Here is an 11904-nt window from a genome sequence, read left to right on the forward strand (position 1 = left end):
TTTACTGTAACACTCCACAGGCGTAAATTCCGATGTAGCCCACCGTATATATACAATCTATTTACGTTAGTATTGTATATTCTTTTGCTTGTAAAAGGTTGTTCGCTGCGTTCAAATCCCTATCCATTGCATTACCACATTCACATTCATATACCCGGTCAGATAATTTTAAATCTGCTTTCTTTTGACCACAATAGGAGCACAACTTTGAAGATGGATAAAATCGGTCTACTTGACGTAATTCAATTCCATATTCCTCACATTTCGTCAAAAGCCACGTTTTAAAATTATAAAAAGACTGCTTGGAAATTGCTTTAGATAGATGTTTATTCTTCAGCATATCTCTTACATTCAAATCTTCCACTGTAATAAACCTTGGCTTGGTTTTCACCACATTCGTTACAATAGACTTTACATACTCTAGTCGAATATTCGCTAATCGAGCATGCAACTTTTACACCCTAAGAACATTTTTATCTATATTCGCTCTTTTAATAGTAACAGATTTTCCACCTCTCTTTTTTAGATTTTCATATTTTCGCGATAAAGAGCGTTGTTCACGTTTTAACCGTTTTTCTATCTTTTTTACTTTTACTGTTTTATTTATATTTTTGTGAGTCTTTCCATCACTACGTACAGCGAAATCCTTCAACCCTAAATCAATCCCTAGACCTATATTATTCAATATTGGTTTTACCCTTACTTCTTCTCTTTCACAAAGTACAGATACAAAATATTTTCCTGCTCTTTGATATACTACGCCACTTTTTACCGTTGCATCTTTAGGGATATATCCATATTCTTTTAACCTTATCCAACCAATTGTAGGGATTTTTACTCTATGCCTTTCTACTGTCCAATCTGTTTTGTTGTTTTTAGGAAAATAGCACTTCACATCTTGCTTCTTCTTTTTCTTATATCGTGGAAATTTAGATAAACCTTTAAAAAATCGCTTAAAAGCTTTTTCCCCGTTCATAATAGCTTGTTTTACAGCTTTACTGGATACTTCTTTTATCCACTGATCACATTCTTTTGTATGGACATTGTTCAACCATTTAGAAAAGTCATACCCACCTAGAAACTTTCCTTCGGCTTCATACAGCTCTTTGTTTTTAGAGATATACAGGTTGTAAACATACCTACACACACCAATCGTCTGATTTATTTGGGTTATTTGTTCTTTTGTCGGATGGATTTCTATTAGATATGCTCTTTTCATACAGCTTTATCCTCCGATATTTTCTTTTTATACTTCCTTAACCCATAAATTCTACAACTAAATACATGAACGATAGATAGTAAGTCTTGAATAATCTCTTCCTGTAGAGATTATTTTTGTATATTTTATATAACTGTATTTAGCTCCTTTTAATTAAAATAACAAAAAAAGCATGGTACTTCCTGTCTATTTTACCATACTTTTATTTTTTAATAATGCCAACGGAAAAAAAAGAGGAATTTGTAATATTCTTTATGAAATTGTCGGTGTTTGTATTGATTCTGTTACAGAATTAACAGGATTTACTCTTACAAGTATGACATCTTCCCCAATTTTCATAATTTCCTCCCAAGGAATTACAATTTCTACGTCCTTCCCAAAAATCCCTAACATGCGTGCCTGTTTGGAAATAATAATAGACCCGATCTTCCCTGTATTCATATCGATTTCGATATCTCCAATATTCCCAAGCCTTTTTCCATCTGACACATTTATTATCTCTTTCATCTGCAACTCCGAAATTCTTATCACTTTCATCCTCTCCCTTATATATGACGAATTGAAAAACACTGTTTCTCAAATTTACAGGAAGCACTCTCTACTAACCCCATATGATTTTCATTATATGAACACAGCTTCCCTACTATGAGCGAAGAAAAACTATATTACATATAAAAAGGTTTCACCATAAATGGTGAAACCTTATCCTTGAATCGTTTTATTCATTTGTTTAATAGCTGATTTCTCTAAACGTGATACTTGCGCTTGAGAAATCCCAATTTCTTCTGCAACTTCCATTTGTGTTTTTCCTTGGAAGAAACGTTTTCGAATAATCATTTTCTCACGATCATTTAAACGCTTCATCCCTTCTTTCAATGCTAACTCTTCAACCCACTGCTCGTCCTTTTGTTTTTCATCACTTAACTGATCCATAACAAAAATAGGATCTCCCCCATCGTTATAAATCGGCTCAAATAATGAAACTGGATCTTGAATCGCATCTAAAGCAAAAACAATTTCTTCATGAGTCACTTCAAGAACTTTTGCAATATCCATCGCTGTTGGTTCTTTTGAATTTTCTGCAATCAACTTTTCTCTTACTTGCAACGCTTTATACGCGATATCTCGTAATGAGCGAGATACACGAATCGGATTATTATCACGCAAATATCTGCGTATTTCCCCAATAATCATCGGCACAGCATACGTTGAAAATTTTACATTTTGGCCTAAATCAAAGTTATCAATTGATTTCATAAGTCCGATGCAACCAACTTGAAATAAATCGTCAACATACTCTCCTCTGTTATTAAATCTTTGGATGACGCTCAGTACAAGACGTAAGTTTCCATTCACTAATTTCTCTCTTGCGCTTATCTCTCCACTTTGCATTTCACGAAATAATTTACGCATTTCTTCATTTTTTAGTACTGGAAGTTTAGCTGTATCAACACCGCAAATTTCTACTTTGTTTCTCGTCAAAGTGTTCCCTCCTATCGGGAGTTGCTGTACAGTGTAAAGTATTTCCTTTGAAGGGGATTTTATGCATGTGGTTTTCTCTTCACTTTTCATTTTAGTTACCTTTCTCATACCACTAAACAAAATAAGACCAGCCTAGATAAAGGCTGGTCTTATTCTCTACACCATTTTATTAAATTCTTTTCGTAATCTTTTTATGATTCTTTTTTCTAAACGCGAAATATATGACTGCGAAATCCCAAGCATATCCGCCACATCTTTTTGGGTCTTTTCCTCTTCTCCAGCAAGCCCAAACCGAAGCTCCATAATTTGTTTTTCTCGATCATTTAATTGGTGCAATGCTTTCATTAGAAGGTGACGATCTACAGTAGCCTCTAAATCTTTTGTAATAATATCATCATCTGTACCTAATACATCTGATAACAACAGTTCATTACCATCCCAATCAATGTTGAGCGGCTCATCAAAAGAAACTTCTGAACGATTTTTATTATTCCGGCGCAAATGCATTAAAATTTCATTTTCTATACAACGCGATGCATATGTTGCTAATTTTATTTTCTTTTCTGGATTAAATGTATTTACCGCTTTAATAAGGCCAATTGTTCCTATACTAATCAAATCTTCAATATTTATCCCTGTATTTTCAAACTTTCTTGCTATATATACAACTAGCCGTAAATTGCGTTCTATAAGTAATGATCTCGCTGCCTGATCTCCTTTTGGCAATTTATTCAAAAGAACTTCCTCTTCTTCTTTCGTTAACGGCGGTGGTAACGCTTCACTTCCACCAATATAATAAATTTCATCGGTCTTAATTCCTAATTTCAGCAATACTTTATACCAAAGGTATACTAAATAAAATTTTAATTTCATCATATTATCCCGCCTCTCATAATTAAGCAATTACCATCTTTTGTGAAATCAACATTTTCGGATGTACAATGCATTGATACTCTCCATTGGTAGACAATTGTTGTGTATTTAACCCAATTAATACTTTGTTTACAACAATAGAGCTACCTTCATGATCAACTTGCACACTGTCCGGCTTAATTGCCCATAAAAATTGACTCTCTACCCCAACTGCACGAAAAGGAATTAGGCGTAATCTTGTCGCCCATCCAGAATCATTTTCTGGTATTTGAGGAATCTCTGTTTTGGAATAAATTTGTTCTGTTAACCAAGCTGGCAAACAATGCTCTAATGATGAAATATGCATAATCATAACGGGTGTTTTTGTTAATGGGTCGTACAGTTGATTCCCGCTGTCAATTAAACCTGCTAGTTCTAATTCTTCTTCAGCTAATTTAATTTTCACTCTCACAATTTGATCATAGTGTATTTTTGTGATCTCTACGCTTTCAATACGCTTTTTAGAAAAATAATAAATTACTGGAAAGCCCAAAATAACAAATAACCAACTAATTGGATCGCCGTAAGAAATGGATTGAGCTTGAACCAATCCATTTACCATTTCATTCGTTTGCAAAAAGAAATGCGTTCCAATTAATCCCCCGCCAACCATAAAGGTTACAAAGTAAAAAGTAAAAACTGTTTGTGCATAATTTCTAAACGTTGTAAACCCAAATGCTGTATACACAATAAGTAACGAGTACAGTAGTTTCATAATAGGATGTGTCATCATAGAAGCAAAAGGAGTAAAGGCAAAAATAACAATGGTTGAACCTATAAATGCCCCTAACACAAGCCTCCATCTCTTGATTTTCTTTTTTAACACAGTAGCTGTTAATAGTAGTAAAAGAAAATCAATGCAGGCGTTTAACAACCAAACAATGTCGGCGTAAACAACCAAACAATTCACCTCTTTTTTTAAGTTGAGACTAGTATAATGCATATCCAATAGGAAAGTGTGTCAATTTGCGGAGGTGTTTTTTTGTTATTTTGTGATTTCTAGACATAATCTGTCGGTAAAAAATAAAAGTATAGTTTTATAGCGTGATATACTTTTATTTTTTATAAACAGATTAATTGAACTATATAATCTAACTTAAACTTTACTACGGTTATAAAGTGAAACTGTAATTAGTGAGGTGTAAACAGCCTAGCTTTACAGGTAACTAATGCGAAGTAAATTGAAATATACGAAATAAAAAAAGACCTGCTTAGCAGATCTTTTCCATTTAAAAAACAAAAAAGGAGCATGAAAGCTCCTTCTCTTTTATCGTCTACGACGGTTACGTAAAAATGCTGGAATATCGATATCATCTGAGTCTGAATGGCGCTCATGTACAACTGGCTCTTCACGCTTCATTTCACGTTTTACTTCACGTTGTTTTGAAGGTTGAGCTACTGGTTGTTGCTGTTGCGTATGATTCGCAGTCGGACGGATGATTGGTTTTGGTGGTTGAGTTGCAATACTGTCATCAAAACCAGTTGCAATTACAGTTACAACGATATCATCTTTTAATCCTTCATTAATAACAGAACCGAAGATCATATTTACTTCTGGATCTGAAGCCGAAGCTACAATATCTGCCGCTTCTTGTACTTCATATAAGCTTAAGTTAGCTCCACCCGTAATGTTCATAATAACACCTTGAGCTCCATCAATAGATGTTTCTAATAATGGACTAGAAATCGCTTTTTTCGCAGCTTCAGCAGCACGATTTTCTCCATTACCAGAACCGATACCCATTAAAGCAGAACCTCTATTAGACATGATTGTCTTTACGTCTGCAAAGTCTAAGTTAATTAAACCTGGTGTTGCAATTAAATCAGAAATACCTTGAACACCTTGACGTAATACGTTATCCGCTTCACGGAACGCTTCTAACATCGGCGTATTTTTATCAACAATCTCTAATAAGCGATCGTTTGGAATTACAATTAACGTATCTACATTTTCTTTAAATGCAGCAATACCAGATGCTGCTTGTGTTGCACGCTTACGTCCTTCAAATGTAAATGGACGTGTTACAACACCAACTGTTAATGCGCCTAGTTCTTTTGCAACTTGAGCAACAACTGGAGCTGCACCAGTTCCAGTTCCGCCGCCCATACCAGCTGTTACGAAGACCATATCCGCACCACGAAGTGCTTCTTGGATTTGCTCTTTACTTTCTTCTGCAGCTTTTTTCCCTACTTCAGGGTTTGCGCCTGCACCAAGTCCGCGCGTTAATTTTCCACCAATTTGCATTTTTGTTTCAGCTTTTGATAGATTTAATGCTTGTGCATCAGTATTCACAGCGATAAAGTCTACACCTTGTACACCGTGTTCAATCATACGGTTTACAGCATTGTTTCCGCCACCGCCGACACCGATAACTTTTATATTCGCTAATTGATCTTGAGTAGTATCAAACTCTAACATGTCGAAATCCCCCTAGAACCTCATTTTTCGTGTCCAATTTTAATCCCATAAATAACGGAATACACGTTTTACTTTTGACATCATACGGTCATCATTTTGATTATTATTGTTTTGATTACGCGTTTTTTGTTTCGCAGGTTGCTGTTGTACCGGCATTGGTGCAGGTACTGGTTCAAAATGCTCTTGTTTTTCCTGCACGTTTTTTCCACGTAATTTAGCTTTTTGATAAGAGTGTTTAATTAATCCAACTCCAATTGTATATTGAGGCTCACGCACACCAATATAATCTGGAGTCGCTATACGAACATTTTCATGTAAAATATCATATGCAAGATCAAGAACACCTGGCATAGAAGCAATTCCGCCAGTTAGTACATAACCAGAAGCAACTTGTTTGATTCCTAGCTTGCGTACTTCTTCTTGTACAAACATTAAAATTTCCTCTACACGAGCCTCGATAATATCAGATAATTCCAATTGTGAATACTGTTCTGTTTGATCACTTCCCATAATAGGAACCGTAAACATTTCTTCTTCAGATGCTGTATCATAAAAAGCATGTCCATATTTCAGCTTAATTTGATCTGCATTTTCTGTTGAAGTTTTCAATCCAATCGCAATATCCTTCGTTATATGGTCTCCACCTAATGGCAATACGCTCGTCGCTTGTAACTCTCCATCTTTAAAAATAGATAACGTTGTAGAACCTCCCCCAATATCAACAAGGGCTACACCTCTATTTTTTTCATCTGAAGATATAGCAACTGTCGCAGCCGCTAACGGTTGAAGACAAATATCAACAATTTCAAGACCTGCTTTTTCTACACAACGAAGTAGGTTATGTAGTAAAGTTCTCGAGCCTGTAATAAGTGTACCTTCCATTTCTAATCTTACACCGATCATCCCGCGTGGATCGTTAATCTCGTCAAGACCGTCTACGATGAACTGTCGAGGTACCACATCAATAAACTCACGTTCAGGAGCAATTGACACAACTTGTGCTGCATCTAGAACGCGTAAGACATCTTCATTCCCGATTTCACGATCTTCATTTGAAACAGCGACTACTCCATGACAAGGAAGTAGCTGTACCTGGTTTGCATTGACACCTACTACAACTTGCTCAATGTGGATTCCCACCATGCGCTCAGCTTGTTCAATTGCTTTTTTAATTGATCGAACAGTCTCGTCTATATCAACTATCGATCCCTTCTTTAAACCACTTGATTTAACATTTCCAACACCAATAATGTTTAAGCTGTCATTAACCATTTCACCAATGATGACTTTAACATTGGATGTACCGATGTCAAGACTAACATATATTTCATTGCTGTTCATTCTTTGGCACCTCCTTCTTTATTTATACCATACAACTCAATATATGGAACAACAATCGCAACTTTACTATTTATAAGAAAAATATTCAACGTCTTTATACGTTTCCCTTTTTTAACCCTATATTTTTCTTATTTTTATTTAACATTCATTTAAGAATATCGCAGTAAACTGTAAATAACTGCTTATCTCGAAATAATTCTATTTCAAGTGTAAAGATTACCGCCAAGTATAAGTCTACACTAAGATGTACTCATAGAAAAGTGAAACTTGTACCAATCCTAGTATGAATCTAAGAATTTTTACATATTTTTCATCAAATGAACCATTCTTGTAAATTCATATGCACTAAGCAGAACGTTCGTTTTGTTTTTCTGTAATAACGCAACGAAAACTACCGTTCTATTCTTTTTTTTCTTCTGATCCTAACTCTTTTGTATACGCCCCTACTTCTAAGTCAATTAATACTTTCTTACCTGGTTCAATTGTTTTTAAAATAAGAGGATACGCTTCCATACGCTTTGCGAAATTTTGAATCGTAGTGCTCACTTCATACCCTTCATTCATATATAAAGTAAGATGGTCTTCATTCGCATTCGTCGGTGAATAACGAATCTCAGAAATAGATCTTAAAATAGTCGGTGTTAACTTTTCTAACTCAGCAATTAACTCCTTCATTTTCTCCTCTTTAAAGGGTTCAAAAATTGGTGCTGCAACAGGAAGTTTTCCGTTCGGGAGTACATCAAGTGTTTTCCCATTTTCCAATAAAGGTTGTAATTTTCCATCTTTGTTTATATAACCAATCGTTACATACTCTTCAATATGAACATCAATTTTGTTCGGAAAACGTTTTTTTACATTTACTGCTTTAATTTCTTTTCGTTTCGTTAAGTTTTCTTCTGCTTTATGTGCTGTCACTCGGAAATAACTTGTATCATATGTCACACCCGATTCCTTCATCACTTGTTCATCTGTCATATAATGATTTCCAAGTACACTTATCTTTTTTATATTACTAAGCGGAGACCGAAAATAAATTAAAAAGAGTACTAATAAAAATAAAATTGATATGTATAAAATCAATCGATGATTAACATTTTTTTTGTTTTTGTTTTTTTTCTTTTGATTTTTCAACTTTGGTACACGATCTTGTAGTTTAATCACTTTACTATTTTTCATGTACGATCCCCCTATGTAACATAAAGAACGGCATGTTCCTCATGCCGTTCTTATCTTCTTATTATAGCATAAATGATAATGAGCGGAACGAATAACCGTTATCTTCCAATGATTTCTACTTCTGTATGCATATCTAAACCAAATTTATCCTTAATTGTATGTTTTATCAATGCGATTAAGGATAATACATCTTGTGCTGAAGCCCCTCCAGTATTAATAATAAAATTCCCATGCATTTCAGAAATTTGAGCTCCGCCTATTCGATAACCACGAAGCCCCGCTTTTTCTACTAAATGTCCTGCAAAATCTGGGAGGGGATTCCGAAATACACTTCCTGCACAAGGATGATTCCACGGCTGCGTTTCGCGGCGGTAATCTTTATTTTTTTGCATATTTCTTATAATTTCCTCACGCTCTCCAACCTGTAATTGAAACTCAGCTTCCAAAACAATACCAGGACGTTTCGTTTGTAATACAGATGTACGATAAGAAAACTCCATTTCGCTATTCATCAACCACTCAATTGTTCCGTTTTCAAACAGAATAAGAGCCTTTGATAATATACTTGATATATCTGATTTATGTGCTCCTGCATTCATATACACTGCGCCACCAACACTCCCTGGAATACCACTTGCAAATTCCAGTCCAGCTAACCCTTGGCGACTAAGTAAAGTTGACAATTTAATAAGGGGATATCCACCACCAACTCTTACTCTATGGTTTTCGACCTCTAAGTGGTCTAATCCTTCTCCTAAACGAATAACGACACCTTCTATCCCTTTATCAGATACGAGAAGGTTTGAACCACGACCAATTACAGTCCACTTTGTTTTATATTTCTTTACTAACTGCAATGTTTTCTCAATACCGGTAACATGCTTTGGTACAATTAAAATATCAGCTGGTCCACCTATTTTCATAGTAGTATAACGCGCTAACGGTTCGTTAACTAATACTCGACCAACATTTGCTTTTATAAGCTCATTTACTAATTGTTCCATAAACGATCTCCCCCATATTAAGTCTCCTTATTACAGTAGTATGCAGGGCGTTCACCTAACGTTATTTTTTTACAAGTTGATTCATTACTTCATACAGCTTATTCGCCGCATCTGGAATACCTAATTGTTTAGCAGCTAGCTTCATATTTTGTAATGTTTGTGCATCTAATAAAATCTCATCAATATCACGAATTAGCGTTTCAGATGTTAAATCTTTTTCAAGTAGCATTTTTGCTGCTCCTTTATCAACAACTGAACGTGCATTTTTTTCCTGATGGTTATTTGTTACATACGGACTCGGAATCAACACACTTGGCTTACCTAACGCTGTTAACTCTGCAAGTGTTGTTGCCCCCGCTCTTGAAACAACAAGATCTACACCTGTAAGTACTTCTGGCATATTATGAATAAAAGGTTTAATGATGACATTATTCGGATTCCCCTTTTGCTTCACTGCTTCCATCACTTTGTCATAATGTACTTCACCTGTTACATACAAGATTTCGTAACTTTTATTCCCAAATTGTTCTATCGCCTCTACAAAAGCATCGTTAATCGGTCTAGCCCCACGACTCCCTCCGAAAATAAGTACGGATTTTTTAGGAAGAGATAAACCTACTGAACGTTTTCCTTTCATTCCATTTTGATCCATCACCTCAGAGGCACGTGGATTGCCTGTCATAACCACTTTTGACTGTGGAAAATGTTCTGTCGCTGCTTCAAAACAAACAGCAACTTTATCAACATAACGACTTAAAAATTTGTTTGTTACACCTGGTACACTATTTTGTTCATGTACAATAGTTGGAATACCTAATTTTGCTGCAGCATACACAACTGGGCCACATACATATCCACCTGTTCCAATCACAATGTCCGGATTAAAACGACGAATATATCGTTTACTATCTTGTACACCCTTTAGGAAACGCATCACTGTTTTCACATTATCTAACGATATTTTTCGTTTAAATCCACTTATAACAATAGATTGAAACGGTATACCTGCTTTTGGAACAATTGTACTCTCCAATCCATTTTCTGTACCAATATATAAAAACCTTGCTTCTGGATTTAACTTCTTTATTTCTCTAATTAAAGCAAGAGCCGGATAAATATGGCCCCCAGTACCCCCACCACTTACTAATACACGCACTACTAACTCCTCCGCTTCTCATTTCTTATTTCAATCGTATTTATTTCTATGTACATATTGTATTTTCACACACATACGAAAAACCCTGTCTTATAAACAGGGTTTAGTAGCGAGAATGGCGACTTATATTTAATAATACACCTACTGCCATTAACATTAATGTCAAACTTGATCCACCATAACTTAAAAACGGCAAAGTAATACCCGTAACAGGCATCAATCCTGTTACAACACCAACATTAATCATTACTTGAATCGCAATCATCGCCACAATACCTACTGCTAAAAACGTACCATATAAATCTGGCGCTCCTAATGCTATACGAATCCCGCGCCATAATAATAGACTAAATAATAATAACACAAATGAACCACCAATAAAACCTAATTCCTCGGATAAGATTGCAAATATAAAGTCTGTTTGTGGTTCAGGTAAATAAAGAAATTTTTGTCTACTTTGTCCAAGTCCAAGCCCGAATAATCCACCAGGTCCAATTGCGAGTAATGATTGGATAATTTGAAATCCACTTCCGAGCGGATCTGACCACGGATCTAAATATGATGTAATGCGTTTCATTCGATACGGTGCTGATGCAATTAACCCTACAAATCCTGCTACGCCAACCAAACCAAACATTGCAAAGTGAAAGACCCTTGCTCCTGAAATAAATATCATAATGATACACGTCCCAACCATTACCGTTCCTGTACCGAGGTCTGGCTGTAACATAATCATCCCAAAAGCAAGAAACACAAAACTAAGAGCCGGTAATAAACCACGTTTAAAAGATGTAATTAATTTTTGCCGTTCCGCTAAAAATTTTGCCAAGAAAATTATCATCGCAAACTTCATAAACTCTGACGGTTGAATCGAAAATGCTCCGATCCCAATCCAACTTCGTGCTCCTCCTCGAACAAGACCTACTCCTGGAATAAGAACGAGAATAAGAAGAATGAAGCAAACTAGCAAAATCACTTTTGAATACGTACGCCACACCCAATAATCAATTTTCATTATAAAAAACATAGCTACTACACCAAGACCTGCAAACAGTAATTGTCGTTTTGCAAAAAAGAATGAGTCCCCCATTTTATAAGAGGCCCAAACTGCACTCGCACTATAAACCATAATCATTCCAATTGTCAAAAGCGAGAGCGTAACGATGATGAGAATAAAATCAGGCGATTTCTTCAT

10 protein-coding genes and 2 pseudogenes are annotated in these 11904 nt (G+C 35.5%); all 12 read right to left on the minus strand.

Going from position 1 to position 11904, the window contains the following annotated elements; translation table 11 throughout:
- Positions 1-61 precede the first annotated feature (61 nt).
- A pseudogene (locus ACQKNI_RS09535) lies at positions 62-1219 on the minus strand (RNA-guided endonuclease InsQ/TnpB family protein).
- A pseudogene (locus ACQKNI_RS09540) lies at positions 1216-1329 on the minus strand (IS607 family transposase); the annotation flags it as partial. The pseudogenes ACQKNI_RS09535 and ACQKNI_RS09540, both read right to left, overlap by 4 nt.
- Before the next feature lie 142 nt (positions 1330-1471).
- A complete protein-coding gene (locus tag ACQKNI_RS09545) occupies positions 1472-1756 on the minus strand; it encodes a YlmC/YmxH family sporulation protein (RefSeq protein ID WP_088230170.1) in 285 nt (94 codons plus the stop codon).
- Between the two features lie 165 nt (positions 1757-1921).
- A complete protein-coding gene (sigG, locus tag ACQKNI_RS09550; protein WP_000197755.1) occupies positions 1922-2701 on the minus strand; it encodes an RNA polymerase sporulation sigma factor SigG in 780 nt (259 codons plus the stop codon).
- Positions 2702-2857: 156 nt separating this feature from the next.
- Positions 2858-3577: an RNA polymerase sporulation sigma factor SigE gene (gene sigE / locus ACQKNI_RS09555; RefSeq protein ID WP_000976947.1), complete on the minus strand. Its 720-nt coding sequence runs from the start codon at positions 3575-3577 to the stop codon at positions 2858-2860.
- Positions 3578-3596: 19 nt separating this feature from the next.
- Positions 3597-4514 (minus strand): sigma-E processing peptidase SpoIIGA, encoded by a 918-nt coding sequence (gene spoIIGA / locus ACQKNI_RS09560; RefSeq protein WP_140417318.1) that lies wholly within the window; start codon positions 4512-4514, stop codon positions 3597-3599.
- A 366-nt stretch (positions 4515-4880) separates the two neighbouring features.
- Positions 4881-6032 (minus strand): cell division protein FtsZ, encoded by a 1152-nt coding sequence (gene ftsZ / locus ACQKNI_RS09565; protein ID WP_088230172.1) that lies wholly within the window; start codon positions 6030-6032, stop codon positions 4881-4883.
- Positions 6033-6071: 39 nt separating this feature from the next.
- A complete protein-coding gene (ftsA, locus tag ACQKNI_RS09570) occupies positions 6072-7373 on the minus strand; it encodes a cell division protein FtsA (RefSeq protein WP_071713197.1) in 1302 nt (433 codons plus the stop codon).
- A 399-nt stretch (positions 7374-7772) separates the two neighbouring features.
- Positions 7773-8549, minus strand: coding sequence for a cell division protein DivIB (gene divIB, locus ACQKNI_RS09575; protein WP_088230173.1), 777 nt, complete (start codon positions 8547-8549; stop codon positions 7773-7775).
- A gap of 98 nt (positions 8550-8647) precedes the next feature.
- Positions 8648-9553: a UDP-N-acetylmuramate dehydrogenase gene (murB, locus tag ACQKNI_RS09580; protein ID WP_088230174.1), complete on the minus strand. Its 906-nt coding sequence runs from the start codon at positions 9551-9553 to the stop codon at positions 8648-8650.
- 61 nt (positions 9554-9614) lie between these two features.
- Positions 9615-10709, minus strand: coding sequence for an undecaprenyldiphospho-muramoylpentapeptide beta-N-acetylglucosaminyltransferase (gene murG, locus ACQKNI_RS09585; protein WP_088230175.1), 1095 nt, complete (start codon positions 10707-10709; stop codon positions 9615-9617).
- 103 nt (positions 10710-10812) lie between these two features.
- On the minus strand, positions 10813-11904 hold the full coding sequence (gene spoVE / locus ACQKNI_RS09590; protein ID WP_088230176.1) for a stage V sporulation protein E: 1092 nt from the start codon (positions 11902-11904) through the stop codon (positions 10813-10815).

It is taken from the genome of Bacillus sp. NPDC094064 (assembly GCF_050279585.1).
GTDB lineage: Bacteria > Bacillota > Bacilli > Bacillales > Bacillaceae_G > Bacillus_A.

Bases quoted from the DNA above. Each gene is read 5' to 3' on its own strand.
- ACQKNI_RS09545 (WP_088230170.1), bottom strand. From the start codon at position 1,756: ATGAAAGTGATAAGAATTTCGGAGTTGCAGATGAAAGAGATAATAAAT.
- sigE (WP_000976947.1), bottom strand. From the start codon at position 3,577: ATGATGAAATTAAAATTTTATTTAGTATACCTTTGGTATAAAGTATTG.
- ftsZ (WP_088230172.1), bottom strand. From the start codon at position 6,032: ATGTTAGAGTTTGATACTACTCAAGATCAATTAGCGAATATAAAAGTT.
- ftsA (WP_071713197.1), bottom strand. From the start codon at position 7,373: ATGAACAGCAATGAAATATATGTTAGTCTTGACATCGGTACATCCAAT.
- divIB (WP_088230173.1), bottom strand. From the start codon at position 8,549: ATGAAAAATAGTAAAGTGATTAAACTACAAGATCGTGTACCAAAGTTG.
- murB (WP_088230174.1), bottom strand. From the start codon at position 9,553: ATGGAACAATTAGTAAATGAGCTTATAAAAGCAAATGTTGGTCGAGTA.
- spoVE (WP_088230176.1), bottom strand. From the start codon at position 11,904: ATGAAGAAATCGCCTGATTTTATTCTCATCATCGTTACGCTCTCGCTT.